Source organism: Solibacillus sp. GQ1 (genome assembly GCF_059758555.1).
In genome coordinates this window covers 1,642,177-1,657,646 of sequence record NZ_JCAXEX010000001.1, presented here as the reverse complement: position 1 = coordinate 1,657,646, position 15,470 = coordinate 1,642,177, and the positions used below count along the sequence as shown (strand labels likewise).

The 15,470-nt window shown below is 31.2% G+C and carries 18 protein-coding genes; 12 read left to right on the top strand and 6 right to left on the bottom strand.

Features of this window, described 5'->3' with window-relative positions; all coding sequences use genetic code 11:
* Positions 1 to 1,018 precede the first annotated feature (1,018 nt).
* Positions 1,019 to 1,363, bottom strand: coding sequence for a short-chain dehydrogenase (locus AC6CH1_RS08370; protein WP_498317053.1), 345 nt, complete (start codon positions 1,361 to 1,363; stop codon positions 1,019 to 1,021).
* Positions 1,364 to 1,696: 333 nt separating this feature from the next.
* Between AC6CH1_RS08370 and dnaN the strand changes: the two genes are divergently transcribed.
* The 4 genes from dnaN (at position 1,697) to AC6CH1_RS08350 (ending at position 4,384) form a co-directional block, all read left to right on the top strand.
* Positions 1,697 to 2,827 carry a DNA polymerase III subunit beta gene (gene dnaN, locus AC6CH1_RS08365; protein ID WP_498317052.1) on the top strand — a complete coding sequence of 377 codons (1,131 nt, stop codon included), beginning with the start codon at positions 1,697 to 1,699 and terminating at the stop codon, positions 2,825 to 2,827.
* Between the two features lie 429 nt (positions 2,828 to 3,256).
* The gene (locus AC6CH1_RS08360; protein ID WP_498317051.1) at positions 3,257 to 3,556 is read left to right on the top strand and encodes a hypothetical protein; all 300 of its coding nucleotides are present in this window, start codon (positions 3,257 to 3,259) and stop codon (positions 3,554 to 3,556) included.
* A 177-nt stretch (positions 3,557 to 3,733) separates the two neighbouring features.
* Positions 3,734 to 3,907 (top strand): Fe3+ hydroxamate ABC transporter substrate-binding protein, encoded by a 174-nt coding sequence (locus tag AC6CH1_RS08355; RefSeq protein ID WP_498317050.1) that lies wholly within the window; start codon positions 3,734 to 3,736, stop codon positions 3,905 to 3,907.
* Between the two features lie 198 nt (positions 3,908 to 4,105).
* The gene (locus AC6CH1_RS08350) at positions 4,106 to 4,384 is read left to right on the top strand and encodes a hypothetical protein (RefSeq protein ID WP_498317049.1); all 279 of its coding nucleotides are present in this window, start codon (positions 4,106 to 4,108) and stop codon (positions 4,382 to 4,384) included.
* Between the two features lie 207 nt (positions 4,385 to 4,591).
* On the opposite strand, the gene AC6CH1_RS08345 is transcribed toward AC6CH1_RS08350, so the two are convergent.
* Both AC6CH1_RS08345 and AC6CH1_RS08340 read right to left on the bottom strand, forming a co-directional pair.
* A complete protein-coding gene (locus AC6CH1_RS08345) occupies positions 4,592 to 5,272 on the bottom strand; it encodes a DUF3169 family protein (protein WP_498317048.1) in 681 nt (226 codons plus the stop codon).
* Positions 5,269 to 5,475 carry a helix-turn-helix transcriptional regulator gene (locus tag AC6CH1_RS08340; protein ID WP_014823680.1) on the bottom strand — a complete coding sequence of 69 codons (207 nt, stop codon included), beginning with the start codon at positions 5,473 to 5,475 and terminating at the stop codon, positions 5,269 to 5,271. The genes AC6CH1_RS08345 and AC6CH1_RS08340 overlap by 4 nt, the downstream gene beginning before the upstream one ends.
* 340 nt (positions 5,476 to 5,815) lie before the next feature.
* Between AC6CH1_RS08340 and AC6CH1_RS08335 the strand changes: the two genes are divergently transcribed.
* Positions 5,816 to 6,256: a DUF3997 domain-containing protein gene (locus tag AC6CH1_RS08335; protein WP_498317047.1), complete on the top strand. Its 441-nt coding sequence runs from the start codon at positions 5,816 to 5,818 to the stop codon at positions 6,254 to 6,256.
* Between the two features lie 631 nt (positions 6,257 to 6,887).
* On the opposite strand, the gene AC6CH1_RS08330 is transcribed toward AC6CH1_RS08335, so the two are convergent.
* Both AC6CH1_RS08330 and AC6CH1_RS08325 read right to left on the bottom strand, forming a co-directional pair.
* Entirely contained in the window at positions 6,888 to 7,487 is a 600-nt protein-coding gene (locus AC6CH1_RS08330) for a hypothetical protein (protein WP_498317046.1), read from the bottom strand.
* Positions 7,488 to 7,552: 65 nt separating this feature from the next.
* Positions 7,553 to 8,002 carry a hypothetical protein gene (locus AC6CH1_RS08325; protein ID WP_498317045.1) on the bottom strand — a complete coding sequence of 150 codons (450 nt, stop codon included), beginning with the start codon at positions 8,000 to 8,002 and terminating at the stop codon, positions 7,553 to 7,555.
* A 378-nt stretch (positions 8,003 to 8,380) separates the two neighbouring features.
* On the opposite strand from AC6CH1_RS08325, the gene AC6CH1_RS08320 reads away from it, so the two are divergent.
* From AC6CH1_RS08320 to AC6CH1_RS08290, 7 genes are all read left to right on the top strand, one after another.
* Entirely contained in the window at positions 8,381 to 8,674 is a 294-nt protein-coding gene (locus AC6CH1_RS08320; RefSeq protein WP_498317044.1) for a GNAT family N-acetyltransferase, read from the top strand.
* Between the two features lie 305 nt (positions 8,675 to 8,979).
* Positions 8,980 to 10,287 (top strand): sensor histidine kinase, encoded by a 1,308-nt coding sequence (locus AC6CH1_RS08315; protein WP_498317043.1) that lies wholly within the window; start codon positions 8,980 to 8,982, stop codon positions 10,285 to 10,287.
* Positions 10,288 to 10,714: 427 nt separating this feature from the next.
* Complete coding sequence (locus tag AC6CH1_RS08310; protein WP_498317042.1) at positions 10,715 to 11,332, top strand: HAD family hydrolase; 618 nt, start codon at positions 10,715 to 10,717, stop codon at positions 11,330 to 11,332.
* Positions 11,333 to 11,362: 30 nt separating this feature from the next.
* Positions 11,363 to 11,662, top strand: a complete 300-nt coding sequence (locus AC6CH1_RS08305; RefSeq protein ID WP_498317041.1) for a GNAT family N-acetyltransferase — start codon at positions 11,363 to 11,365, stop codon at positions 11,660 to 11,662.
* Positions 11,663 to 11,797: 135 nt separating this feature from the next.
* Positions 11,798 to 12,136, top strand: coding sequence for a YunG family protein (locus AC6CH1_RS08300; RefSeq protein WP_427709584.1), 339 nt, complete (start codon positions 11,798 to 11,800; stop codon positions 12,134 to 12,136).
* 364 nt (positions 12,137 to 12,500) lie between these two features.
* On the top strand, positions 12,501 to 12,962 hold the full coding sequence (locus AC6CH1_RS08295; RefSeq protein ID WP_498317039.1) for a GNAT family N-acetyltransferase: 462 nt from the start codon (positions 12,501 to 12,503) through the stop codon (positions 12,960 to 12,962).
* A 562-nt stretch (positions 12,963 to 13,524) separates the two neighbouring features.
* On the top strand, positions 13,525 to 13,905 hold the full coding sequence (locus AC6CH1_RS08290; protein WP_498317038.1) for a hypothetical protein: 381 nt from the start codon (positions 13,525 to 13,527) through the stop codon (positions 13,903 to 13,905).
* 482 nt (positions 13,906 to 14,387) lie between these two features.
* Here the strand turns inward: AC6CH1_RS08290 and AC6CH1_RS08285 are convergent, their stop codons facing one another.
* Entirely contained in the window at positions 14,388 to 15,218 is an 831-nt protein-coding gene (locus AC6CH1_RS08285) for a GNAT family N-acetyltransferase (RefSeq protein WP_498317036.1), read from the bottom strand.
* Positions 15,219 to 15,470 lie beyond the last annotated feature (252 nt).

Genomic DNA, 15,470 nt, shown 5'->3' with positions numbered 1-15,470 from the left:
TCCTCCGAAGCTGCTTAACTTAATAATGTCTAAATTTTTGGGGTCACTTCAGAATAAGAAAAGTGCTTTTTCCAGTTATAGGGCCAGATTGTTAATATCCGTTTTACAGGGTATAAACAATCACTACGGCGGTAGTGTACCGCCACCTATACAAAACATTTGTAAAAGACCACTGCTTTGGCAACGGTCTTCTCTTTAATTTATCCCTAGGCACATTTAGCCTCAAATTGCAGCCAAAATAACCCCTATTCAATTGAATATGATAAAGTCAGAATGAAACATTCGAATAGGGGATGGAATGGGGTATTAGGTTTAATGGCAGAGATTGCTGATTATAAATATTTTGTGACAACGTTCGGATTATTTTGTAGATTGTTTTTAGGTGTTGCTATAGGTTTACTTATTTCACTCTCGTTTTATAGCGAATACAATCGGAAAGGATATCTAAATGTAATTTTAAACGGACAATCCTTTTCGAGACTTTTACTTAATAAGCTGCTATTTTTTTATACTTTTATACTAGTATATTTACTATTCGCTCTTTCAGTTAGTTTAGGATTCCAATTATTTAAAGTTTCAGAACTAAGTTCATATTATAAAGAAATACTAATGAGTTTCGCTTATCTATTCATAACTGCTATCTTATTAGTCAATATACATATGTTTTTAAGTATGATTTTTAGGCAAATGCCAATGATTTCTTTATTAATATCCATTTTATGTTCATTTTTAAATCTGTTTATTTCTTCTACATCATTTTGGATTTTCTTTCCCTGGTCATATCCAGTTAGAATTTTATATTTAACATCATTGGATAAAATGGATTTTTTAATTATTACCTTAGTGACTTTAATATCATTCGGATTAATCTCTTATTATATTTTTATTTATACAAAAAAGAAACAATTTATTTGAAGTTTATTTCACTTCTCATACAATAATTCAACAATCGGTCGCTTTCCTTGGAGAAGGAAAGCCCTTTTTTGCGTAAAAAGGCCATGTATCTTTAAATATACGTTTAAATCCCGTAATGAATCATATATTTATTTTCCTTTTTTGCTTGCATTATTTTTTTGACCAGTTCATTTAAATCATCAAATTGTTTCAAATCATCAGCAGATAAAACAATATCTAAAAATGTGGGTAATGATTCTGGAGGAATAATAGTAATACCGTGATATGCCAATCCGTATTCAGGACGATTTAAAGAATGGAAATAAGTATTCATTAACGATAAGGGCTTCATTAAATTTGTAATTATCTCATCGTCTACAGAAATACATTGAGATTTTTCAGATGCATAGTTCTTGTAAGATTTTTCGGTAATATCTTTTATGATTCCAAATTGGTGTGTTAATGGCATTAGCAACCACCTCTTATTATTGTTACTCATAATACTACTATAAATTTTATGAATAATTAAAGGTTGAATAAACGTTACCAAAGCGTTTTTGATATCATCTCATGGCTTAACATTGTAAATGTATAAATCTAATCCTACCCTTATGCAACAATCGGGCGCGATTCTTCAATAAGAAGATCGCGTTTTTCCGTTAAAGGGCCAGATTGTGGAATAACATAAACAAATAGGTTTAGAAAATTAGGTTTATTAAACAATCCAATAATATGAAAAAGAGGTTTTATAGATTATTTTGTCGAACTAGACCCCTAGTGATAATAATGAGGTGAACTATATATGGAAATTATTATAGATAATGAATGGTTTTATAAAGCAATTTCAGTTGTTAATAAAGCAATCTCTACAAAGACACCCTTTCCTATTTTGTCTGGTATTAAAATGATTGCTTATAATGATTCCTTAGTACTTATTGGAAGCAACTCTGATATTGTTATTGAAAAGGTTATTCCTTTAACATTGAATGGAGTAAAAGTATTAGAAGTACATAAACCCGGTAGTGTTGTCATTCCTGCTAAACATTTAAGTGAAATTATTAAAAAGTTACCAACTAAAGTTCATTTAAGAGTAGATGAAAAACAAGTAATTACCATTCAATCCGAAGAAATTGTAACAAAATTATTCGGTTTTAACTCGGAACAGTACCCAAAGCTTCCTCAAATTGATGAAACGGATTACATTAAAATCACCAGCACTGAATTAATTGAAATTATTAAACAAACTGCATTTGCAGTATCAAAGAGTGAATCTCGACCTGCTTTGACAGGAGTAAATATGTCATTTAAAGATAATCACCTATCATTTGCTGCAACAGACTCCCATCGCTTAGCGTTAAGAGAACTCAAATTAGAATCAAATATACATGGCTCTTTTATTGTCCCAAGTTCAAGCCTTAATGAGCTTACCAAGTTAATAAATAATGATAACGGCGAAATACGTATATATGTAACTGACAGTTATATGATATTTAAAACAAGTTCTTTTACATTATTTTCAAGGTTGATTGAAGGGAATTATCCTAACATAACAGGATTATTCCCGAAAAACTTTAAGACAACTATTACTCTTGATACAGCTCAATTATTATTGGCTATTGATAGAGCATGTCTTTTTGCAAGTGAATGGAAAAATAATAACGTACAATTAGAAATACTAGATGCTAAGAGAATAAAAATTTCTTCCCATTCATCAAATATAGGAGGAATAGAGGAAATACAAAATATCAAGGAGATTAATGGTGAAACTGATTTAACTATCTCGCTTGATGGAAGTTATTTAATAAATGCCTTAAAAGTAATCAAAGAAGAAGAGATAAGATTAAGTTTTGGTGGTTCGATGAGACCAGTTTTAATTGAACCTATTAACAATCCTTCTTATAATTATCTTATATCTCCAGTACGTTCATATTAATAAAAGTACTCCTTATTGTAAGAATGAGCTCTTAAATTTATAGGACATTTATAAAATGTAATTATTAGGTATAATTGATTCTATTTCAATAAATAAGAGGTGAGAATTTCAAGTGCATGCTTCAGAAAATATACTAAAGGTTTGGAATCAATTTAAGCACTTTCCTATGGAAACACTGTCAAAAGTTTGGTATATGAAACAAAACCCATCACAGTATCAGCGTTCAGTTGAGATGATGAAGGAGCATTATAAACAATATAAAATTACAGAGAACTGTTTCGATTTAGCATTATGGCTATTAGATGAATTCAAATCTAATCATATTGAGGCGTATGCAATTGGTCATAATTTATTTACCAAAGATGCTCACGTAGCTGTGATAGCAATAGACGAAAATAAGTATAGTTATTTATGTGACCTAGGGGACCAATGGATTCAGCCGATTTGTATAGATCAAAACAACCCATTCTTTCATTCAGAAGAGTGCATTGGTTTTTCCCAGGTGCGAAGATTCAAGTACAACCTCAAGGTGATAATACTGAAATTTTGTTATTTTATGACTTCAAAAGTTATTCCTCTACTATGAACGGTTTAGTAGAAGATACCAAGCAAAGGACGATAGAAGAATGGGCAGCGATAATACAGGAAAAAACAAATTATAACTTTGAAATTCTCTTAGAAGTATTAAACTACTATAGGGAGTTACAAAGTTTAAATATGAAATTTTAAATTAATACGTATCTGAATAAATGCTGTTAAATTCATACATACAATATTCAACAAACGGGCGCGATTCTTCAATAAGAAGATCGCGTTTTTCAGTTAAGGGCCATTTAATGGAATACGAAACTTTTCTTTAGAGTTAAACGTAATAAAGATTAACATAATTGAGAGGAAGGATATACATTGTTTAAAATTGTACCTAAATGTACTAAGTGCGATAAAGAAATTAAAGGAAACGATGTAGTTTTTGTAAAAATGCGTTATCCAGAACGAAAAGGTATGACTGAAATTAAAGCCTATATACAAAATGAAGGAAAACTAATTTGTGAGGATTGCTATAATAATAAGACTAATTAATTGTTAAAGAATTATGGAGCGCTTTTCTTGTATAAGAAAAGTGCTTTATTCAATTATAGGGCGCGATTCTTCAATAAGAAGATCGCGTTTTTCAGTTAAGGGCCATATTGTGGAATAACTCATTTTCAATGTAAATGGATGATTATGTTAAAATAATTAGAAGTAGCGAAATACAAAATTTCTACTGGAGTGAGAATAGTGAAAATATCAAAATGGGCAAAAAGCATAACATATATTATTAGTGTTTTACTAGTTTTTTTATATTGGAATATTGATTCTAACGAAAAAAATCAAACTGACTGGTTGCTGCCAATAATATTTATAAGTGAAGCCTTACTAATAGTGAACATGGCACTTTTGATACAATGGCAAAGGAATTATGAAAAGGATAACTCATGGTCCTATGAATTTATTATTTATGTACTTTGCCTAAGTATTGGTGCATTAGCCTGGATTTCAGGTCTCTTAATTAATTAGTAATACATATGGTTACGGCAATAAATTAAAAATGCTTAAAGAAAACAATTAACCGAGTGAATTTTCTTAATTCAACAATCGGGCCATATTGTGGAGCAACATTTTTCTGGGAGAAGTGTTAGAGAATCGGTAAACTTTGTTGTAGCTAGTTTACCGATTTTTTATGCCAACTTTTGTAACATATTAATAGGCTTTAAATCTGATTCTTTACTTTTCAATGGTTTTCTGGGGTTTCAAACTACTTGTAAAGATAGTTAAGCTGATCAATAAAATCACACCGATTCCAATAATACTTACAGTTTGGTTATTATCGGATAAAATAGAGTAATACATGAGTCCGAAAATAAGTAAGACGAGTAGAAATATGATAAGGAAATATAATTTATATAACGATTTTAATAATACATATTTTTGTCCGTCATCGTACATATTTAAGGAATCTAAAACAGGCTCCTTTGTATTTTGTACAGGCGGCGAATAATTCGGGAAAATTATAGATGCCATTTTTGAATCTGACATGGAGAACAATAATGAAACAACACCAATAATTAATGAAGTTAATACAAGTTGCGGATGTTCGTCTCGTAAAAAAATAAAGCCTATAACAGTTGCTATAAAAGCAATGACCAGTGCTGTTATGATTGAGTTTGGGATTCGATAATATTTTCGTTCAAGAGAATCAAAAAAAGTGTCTTCATTGTCGGTAGATGGATAGCTCAAAGCACGTGATATTTTGATATTGTAGGTAGCTGCAAAAACTAATAAAAGTCCACTACTAATATTGCAAAGAAATAAAAGCGTTTCAGTTGTAGAAATAACGGAATGGGATACCCACAATTGTTGTAGGCTGTAAATAGTAATAATTAATGCAGATGTTAACAAGATCATTCTAATTCCTCCTTCTCAAAAATAAAAATTTGTTCAATGGGTTCATTAAATACATAAGCGATTTTTGTGGCGATTAACAAAGAAGGCATATATTCATTTCTTTCAATCAGACTAATTGTTTGGCGAGAGACCTTTGCCTTTTTAGCTAAATCAGTTTGATTCATACTTTCTCTAGCACGCAACTCCTTTAATCTGTTTTTCATTTCATCACCTCAAATTAATTGTAAATGATAAAAGTCATAATGACAATAATAATAGTCAAAAAGGAAATTATCGTTGTCATTTAATTAGGGAAATATTCCTTAACGTCGTTTGGTAATATCTTTTTGCTTATCATAGTAAATGAATAAGTCTCATGCCGCCCTTATGCAACAATCGGGCGCGATTAATCAATAAGAAAATGCGTTTTTCCGTTATAGGGCCATAATGTTGAATAACAGTCTTTTATTACTTGTAAAAACCAAAGGAACTTATTTCCATTCTGAGCGTATTAAAATAAATAGTGATTAATTATTTAAATACGCTTAAAATGGAGGGTTAACGTTGAAACATTTAATTTTATTGATATTAACTTGTTTTATTCTATCAGGATGTGCGGGATTAGCAGATTATACAATTTCATTAGACAACGGTTATCGCATTGATAGACTTTCAGCTCATCAAATTCAAATTTACGGAGATGAAGCGGTAAATGATGGAGATGATACGACATTTAATCATTTATATGTACCATCTGAAGTGACTGCTGTATGGTGGGACGATCAATATATTATTGCAAAACAATTGAGTTTAAGGGCGGATGAACGAGGATATGAAAAATCTCCAAAAACACCTGCTGACAATGATTATTCTTATTGGATAATCGAAATAGATAAGAACGAAGTAAAAGGACCACTTACGCTAAAAGAGCTAGAGAATGACACGAACCAACTAGAAATTAACATTGTATTTACACCAATCGATAAGTTGAAAAGGGAACCATAATTAAATATTATTAATGAGAATATGATACCTTTCAAAAACGACCCTAAAAACCGTTTTGTGTATTTTCCTTCTTCAACAATCGGGCGCTTTTCAGGAATAAGAAAAGTGCTTTATTTGGCCATATTGTATGGCTAGGGTCTTTAAGATTTAATGGTATAATTATATTTTATCTTTAACAATGCTGGGGGTTTTTGGTTGTGTTTCATTTATCTATTGTGGTAATTATATTGCTGATATTACTACAAGCAATTACTAAATCTAATAAGACTCTTTTATTTCTTCCAATATTCTTCTCTACCTTAATTATAATAGCTTTCTTTTTAAAGATGGATTTTGGAACACTAACAATGCCTTATATTTTATTTTTAATAATTCTGTGGGGATTATATATTTATAAAGCATATAAACTTAATTTAAATAACGTTTCAAAATGAAAGTTTGGGGATACAGAAAAATGATATTCCACAATCGGGCGCGATTCTTCAATAAGAAGATCGCGTTTTTCCGTTATAGGGCCAAATTGCTGTATAAGTAAATAGCCCTTATTTAAACAAAAAGACAGTAGATAAAATCGAAATCATTGACATGTCTACCGTCTAGAGGGGACGAATAACTTTCGACATTTTCACTATCAACTGCTGGTTACGAATTTTTTAACTTCTGAAGCCTTATCACCGTTTAATAAATGCGTCACACCAAATATTTCACCTTTTCCTTTATGATTAATGGCAACGTCTAAATCATTCATAATTTGCTTCATGTACTCGAATGCTTTATGCGTATTTTCTTCAGTAGGTGCCCATTGATCAACTAAATCTGTTGATTCTATCGCTTCACCATTAGGATCTAAATGTACCGTACGGGCAGCTTGCTTATTAGATATATAACTGGTTAAAAGAAACAAATTTATATAATCTTCTTCCAATTCTTTATTTCCTTTAATTAAATCGATTGGTGATTTTCTATCGACTACTAGTGACTTCAAATAATACTCGAATCCCTCATCGTTATTCGCTTTTTTCAATTTTGGGTCGTTCAACGGTTCGGAAAGTAATATGTTCATCTCTGAAACCGATTCTCCGATTTCAGCATGATAAATTTGGGATTCAGATGCTTCTATAATGTTTCTATTTGTTGCTTCATCTTTGTCATTTGAATATTTAAGTACCCCACTGAGTGTAACCATAGATATAACGACAATAGCAGAACCAAATAAAATTTTTGTTTTCATGCACAAACTCCTTTCCCTCATAAATTTAATATAATCAAGAACCGCAAGACAAAATTCAATTTCTCTTAATTAGACTGATCGTTGCTGTTATCCAACTTCTCAATTTCTATGTCATTGGTGGAAAAGTTATAATCCACACTCTGGATAAATTTTTCAAAAACCATAGCTATTGAGACATGGTTATCAACACTCCAAACAATATTGTATTTTCCCTTATGGTTAGATTCTCTAAAAATTTCTAGTTCTATTTTTTTAGTATTTCTAGTCCTTCCATTTTCCTTAAAGTAAATTTTAATTGTACCGGAGTCTGTTATCCAATTACCGACTTTATTAATAATTACTTCTTTATCATCATCAGGGGACTTACTTTCAACTAATAAGCTCTCTTCAAAATAGATCCAATAAATTAAAAAAAATAATATAACCAAGAAACCAAAACCCAATACTTTAAGTGTCTGTTTTTTTACAGCTCTAATTTCTTCTAGAATCAATTTCTCACTATTTAAGTTATTCATTTAGAACCCCCTTACCTATAAATGTTACCATAAAAATTAATTTGTTTGACAGTTTATCCCTTTTCAAGTGCTAAATTTATAAATATTCTTCTTCTAGTGAAGGGTACTTTAGTCAAAGTACAATTGTAATTAATAGGAGGCGTAGATTATATTCAAGTTGTTCAACAATCGGGCGCGATTCTTCAATAAGAAGATCGCGTTTTTCAGTTATAGGGCCAGATTGTTGAATAAATTTTTTTATGAAATGTTACCAGACGAAGCTTTGAAGACATTTTGATTTTTACTTAAAAATCAATCCAATATTAGTAAAATTATAATTGATGAAATTGGATAATTATGTTAATGTTTTTTAATCTATATAAGGTGAGGTTATGAAAAATGGAAACTAAACGATTAATATTAAGACCTTTAGCACTGGGTGATTCAAGTAGAATTGAAGAATTGGCTGGGGATTATGAGGTAGCTAAATCTACATTGAACATACCACATCCATACCCGGAAGGATCAGCAATACAATTTATTGAAAGTATTCATACAGCAGAACAAAATAATAAAATAGCAATGTTTGCGATTGTAGATAAAGATTCACAACAATTAATTGGTCTAATTAATTTAAATTTGTCGCTTCCGTTCAAAAGAGGAGAATTAGCATATTGGATTGGAAAAAAGTAAATAATTGCATTCCTGGTAATATTAAAGTTTTTTTGGACAAAAGGATTTAGAACGTTTATACTGTTTTTTGTTCCTTTATATCGAATTAATAGTAACAATTATAGATTTTATAACAGATTACTAATTGAAAGTAATGACTTAATGGTATGAAAATGTTTTTTATTGGTACAAAGAATAAAGAAATTAAATGAAATAGCCCTTATTTCAACAGTCGGTGGGAAGGGCTATTTCAATTTCAGGGAAATAATTTAATTGTTTAATTTACAGCAAAATATGTATTTAATAGTAAGGAAGATTATTTTGATATGAAACGTTTTAAATTAAAGCTAATAATAGTGTTATCTATAGTATTAGTCATATTCTTTATTGGAATAAGTATGTATACTTCCTATATAAAGATTGAAGATACAGTGGAAGAGGCGATTGCTAACCAAAATCTTGAAGCTGCCAAATCCATTGCAAAGGCGATTGACCTGGAAACGTATGAGCGATTTTTAAAAGAACGGAATCGTGAAGAAGATTATTGGACAATACGGCATTATTTGAATGATGCCCGAGAAAAACTAGGTGTATTATACGTCTATACTATGGAAATAGACAATCCTACTACATCGAAAGCTTTAATTGTAGGTTATCCTGAAAACAAGGATAATCCAAATGATTTTCCAATAGGTGAAGGGTGTACTGTACCGGAAGCCCAAGTGAAATTAGCGTATGAGGAAGGAAAGCACTTTGTAACAGGGATTCTGGAAGATACGAAATATGGTCATCATTATATAACGGTTGGGACGCCTGTTATGAATGAAAATGGGGAAATCATCAGCTACCTTGGCATTGATATTAGTACGGAGACACTTGATGGGATTAAAGAAACAGTTATTAATAGTAATATTTTTCTATTAGTACTCAGCGGACTTTTTGTTATTATTGTTATTATTTCTTTCTTACTTTTACAAAAGTGGTATCAAAAAGAAGTTGGAACTACGGAGGATACGTATCAAAAGGAAATTAAAACGTTAATTGCTTCTGTCTCATCATTTAGGCACGATTATATTAACCATATCCAGGTTTTACATGGCTTTCTGCATATAGGTGAGGTAGATCAAGCGACAAAGTATGTCGATTCTTTGTCTAAAGATATACAGACAATTGAATCCATTAAATTGAATCTTGATCACCCAGGATTAGCGATATTACTGCAAACAAAAAAATTAACATGTCAAAATCAACAAATTGATATACAGATAACTGTTGATGACAATCCATTTGATAACATAAAAACGATTGATTTAATCAATATATTATCGAACATAATTGATAATGCGATAGAAGCAACAATGGAGTTGCCAGAGGAACTACGTAAAATTACAGTTAGCTGTAAAGCAGACGAGTTATATTATACGTTCTCGATTACGAACACTGGGCGAAAGCTACCTGATAAAAATCAAATTTTTAAACAAGGCTACTCAACGAAAAAAGTAGAGAAAGGAAGAGTTAGAGGACAAGGTTTGTTTATTGTTAAAGAAACAATTAATAAATACAATGGAACGATTACATTTGATAGAATAAATGAAAAAGAGACAATAGCGATTGTAAAAATCCCTATTAAGTAAATAGTAAAAGGTTATGGTACAAATTCAAAAAACGTACCATAGCCTTTTTTAGTGGAAAAGAAGCTTTTTAAGCTGTGTCTAGCGCTGCTACAACTTTTTGTCTGGATAGGTAGGAGTTTCTGTATAAGCTATTACTAATTTAAAATCAGGTGGCTTTTAATGTAACTCAAGGTTCAAATATAATCAGTTCTGTCAAATCATATTTTTGAACAAGGATATAAGTACTTAAATTTGATCTTTGCTTTATTCAACAAACGGGCCATATTGTTGAATAACATATGTATCAAAAGTAATTTGCTAAATTATTCAATACCAATTATCAAAATAAGTCATTTAAAAAGCAACTATATAAATCGATTTTAAAATGGTAATATTAGGATGTAGTAAAGTTAGTTTTTAAACTAGTTTAGAGGGAAGTGAAATTTAATTGGATAGTGTAATTTTTGATCTAGATGGAACTCTCTGGGATCCAATTGACACAGTACTCAATGCTTGGAACAGCGTTATAAGAAACAATAACCAAATAATAAGTCAATTAACTAGGAAAGACTTTGAAGGTACAATGGGATTACAGATGAATGAAATAAGTAGAAAACTCTTTCCCGCTTTAAGTTATACGGAGCGGCAACAACTAGTAAAAGTTTGTTGCGAAGTAGAACAATCTTTCTTAGAAAAACATGGCGGAGTGCTCTATCAAAATGTAGAGAAGGTCCTAAAAGAGCTTTCTAAAAATTATAAACTATATATTGTTAGCAACTGCCAAGATGGCTACATAGAAACTTTTTACAAGTATCATAAACTTGAAAAGTATTTTTTGGATTTTGAAAGTCATGGAAGAACAGCCCTGTCAAAAGGTGAAAATATTAAATTAGTGATTGATAGAAACAACTTATTAAATCCAGTGTATGTAGGTGACACGGAAGGTGATTTAAATGCAGCCAGATTTGCTAAAATTCCTTTTATATTTGCTAAATACGGATTTGGGCAAGTAAGTCAATATGATAATGAAATTGAAAGTTTTGATGAACTTTTAAGTATTTTCTAGTGATGGTGATAAAACCAAGGAATTTTGTAATTGGGAATTGAATTGAAAGCAAGTGATGAACTAATTGGAGAAATGGACTTATATAATTTTGACAATTCCACTGGAGATTGTGAGGTAAGTTATTCTATTGGTTATAAATGGTGGAACCAAGGTTATGGTACTGAAGCTTTGAGAGCTATTGTAGATTTTAGTTTTAGGTGCATAAACGTACATAAAATCTCTGCAGCACATAACACAGATAATCCTGCTTCTGGAAAAATTATGAGCACAGTAGGGATGGTACAAGAAGGAATACTTAAACATATGATACGTAATTTGAAAACAATATAAGGACTGTGCTGTATGGGGAATTCTTCAAGAAGACTATCTTAAGATTAACCAGTAGGCACTGGCCTCAAAATGTGAATTAACATTTACGGTAATGGAAGGAAAATAGGTGTTTTATAAAAGGGAGGGAGAATTAATATGGAAATAGCTCGAATGGCGAATGCTTTATCTAAATCTTGGTCGGTAGAATCAAGTACAAAATGGAGCAGAGATACTCCCTCGGCGGGGCAATGTGGAGTTACTGCATTGGTTGTAAATGATTTATTGGGCGGTGAAATAAAAAAAACTAAACTACCTGATGGGTGGCACTTTTATAATTTTATTAATAACAAAAGATATGATTTCACAGCTTCCCAATTTAGAGAAGGAATTTTATATATGGACATTACCTCTAATAGAGATGAAGCATATGCAGATACTAATGAAGGTCAATACTCTTATTTAAAACAAAAGGTTTTAGACTCCTTATTATACTAATGGCTGTATTGTTGAACAAATCAAGATGTAATGTTCAGCATTCCTTAAGGTATAAACCGATACAGTGGCGGTAGTGTCCCACCACCCCTACAATACATATGTATAAGACCATTGTGTGACAACGGTCTTCTTTTTATTTCGTTATTTTTAATCCCTTATTGATAAACACGTTATTCAAAAATCGGGTCATATTGTTGAGGAACATTTTTTCTGGGGTAATCCTAACTTAACTTGTGTGTAGAATCAAAAATATGAAACGCACCAAAGCGTTATTTTGGCACATAATTCCAAAAATTATTGCGATATTAAATACGGAAAGATACGATAGAATCATAACATAAGTTCTTATTTGGAGGCGTTAGTCTTGAAATTACAATCATTCATTCAATCATACCAAAATTTAATTAACGAATATCAATTAGTTGAAAGCCAGCTAAAATTTACAGGACACCCACGTGAATGTGTAAAATTGGCCAGTAATAGCAGAACACCTATATTAGCGATAGTTGAAGGAAAGCTTGTGACATATTTTGATTTACATCAGCAGGAAGGAGTAGCACCATATTCGGATAATTGTAATGCGATTTTAGTACGTGCTTTTTCAACAGCGGTTAATGAACAAGGGAAAGGCTATGCAAAGCATGCATTGCAGTTACTACCCGCATATGTACAAAAGAATTTCCCTCATATTAATGAAATCGTACTTGCAGTTAATGTTGCAAACATAGCTGCACAAAATCTTTATAAGAAGTGTGGATTTAAGGATTACGGTGTGCGCCGTCAAGGGCCTAAGGGTGAATTAATTGTGATGAGTTTCTTATTCTGAGAGGATTAGTGAAATCAGTTTTTTAATCTACAACCGATTCGCAGCTTTTTTGAGCGGGCCATTACTATATATAAAGATAAGATGTCCCCAAGCCCTGTTTTGTAACATTAATTGTAGCAAGCCCAAGTCTTGGGGGTTAGAACCCCTATATCCCCTTTGTAGTGTCATAGCTTCGCTTGTTATACGAGATCACTGTCCCAACCAGCCTCAAACATGTTTCTACAAGTAGGGGGTGAACTGTTTTGAGGACGAGGTCTTTGCCCCACGGTCGCGAACGTTCTACCCCGGCTACCGTTATCCTATATCGATATAAAAAATGGTCAACCAGAAATAATTTCTGGCTGACCTAATTATACGATCGGGGGCGATTCTTCAATGAGAAAATTGCGTTTTTCCGTTAAAGGGCCATATTGTGGAATAGCAATCTGTTAAGGGGAGTTACTAAACGATACTTTGCTAGCTTTTTTGTTCAACTAACACAGCATTTAGTTATTGAAGAAGGACTTAATAAATTCGAATAGTATATAGGTAAAATTAAAATAACAAAAGAGGTGAACGTAAGATGAATATAAAGACAATTTTATTTGTAATTATTTGTACTATGTGGTTAGTAGCTTGTGACAGCACTAGAGAAACAATAAACACTATAGAAATTCAAGAATTAATTAATTTTGAAGAAGAAAAACCAGATACATTACAATTAATATCTGATGTGAAGGATATTAAAATTATAGAGAAAACATTTAAAAAGGCTAGAGAATTTGGTGAAGTAGATAATCAAATAGTTCCGCAATATAAAATCAAACTAAGCGATGGTGAATTTTATTTGTGGATAGACCATACAAAAACAGGAACAATAGCGAACATAAAAAGTAGAAATATGTTTTACAATATCAGAGCTAGCGAAGAATTTAAAGAGGCCATAAATTATAAGAATAAGTAACTTCTCCAAAAGGATTTATTTGGAAACACTACACTTAGTTGGATACTTTTTATAGAGAATAAGTAGCAATTACTGATAACTCCTTTTCACCTTTATAAATGGAATATAATTAAATGGCGGCGCTTTTCTTGAATAAGAAAAGTGCTTTATTCAATTATGGGACATATTGTGGAGCAACGCTTTTTGTTGGGGGAGTCCTAGAGAAGATGCATATTTATATTGATAAAAGAATGGCTATACAAGTTTTTATGCAAATTAAAGATTATGCCCAACAAGTATAGAAGTTGGTTTAATAACGTTTCATTGACTTGCATCAAATATCGTATAAACAATGTTCCAATAAAAACTGGTAAACGTTGCTACAACAACGTTTACTGGTTTTTCTGTTGCCCCCCAATTTTCATTTGGGAACGTTTTTTAATTTATTTATGTATATTTTATAAATCTTTATTGAAAGAAGGCTCTATATAGAAAAATTAAATTTACTTAAAAGGAAATTCATAACCTATGTAGTTAAATGTCATTGTAAATCCTAAATTTTCTGCCACAGCAATAGAGGGCTTGTTTGATTCCATACAGTCCCAATACGGAATGAGATTATAATGTATGCATTCTTCTACATAAGATTTTGCTATTTTTTGACCTAGCTTCTTTCCTTGATGCAGTTCTAAGGTTTCAATACTTACACAATGCACATCTCTAACGACAAAGCACGAAACACAAATACTCACAATTTCATTTTTATAAATGATACAGTAACCAATCCCATGATAAAAAAATTTTTCAGACGAAGACCAGAACTCTAAAATTTTTGTATGTAAATATTCGATATTTTTTATTGCATTGTTTTTATTTTCATAAAGCTGTTTTGTTATTTTCTCAGCTCTATACTCTTTTCCAATAGTGAGTTCATTGTTATATGTATAATCAGCCTTTTGCAGTGTATATACAAGTTGATTCCAGCTACTTAATTCACGATTACTCAACACTTTTTCAATTACTTTATTCCATTTTGGATGATTACCAACAACTTCAAACCAATGTAATCCTAACTTTAGTGCCTCGGGTATAATGAATTGGTCAATAAAAGCATTTAATTCGTTATTGAATGCTTCGTTTTTTTCATCTCCAATAAAGATAAAACCATCATTATTACCTAGCCAAATAAGGCCAGATGTTGGCGAATCAACATCATCTACAAATACTCTACCTGGATTTATACCTTCAATTATTGCATTTGCTTCTAATTGACCATGCTCATATAACAGTTCTTTACACTTGAAAAATTCTAAGCTATTTAATTCTGTAATCATTAAAAGATTTCCTCACTTTCCCTAAACTAATACAAAGAAAGCTACCAAAGCGTCCTTTGGTAACATAACTACAGTCTATTTCCGTACTCAAAATCATATTTGATACTTCTTTTTATGTAAGGTAGTATACCACATGAATATGACGCTCACTTATTCAATGTAGTGTAGTAACCAAATTGCGGACAAACCCAAAAAACCAGGTGTAATAAAGGAAGTCTCTCAAAAAGGGAAAGCCCGTATACGTTGTTATAC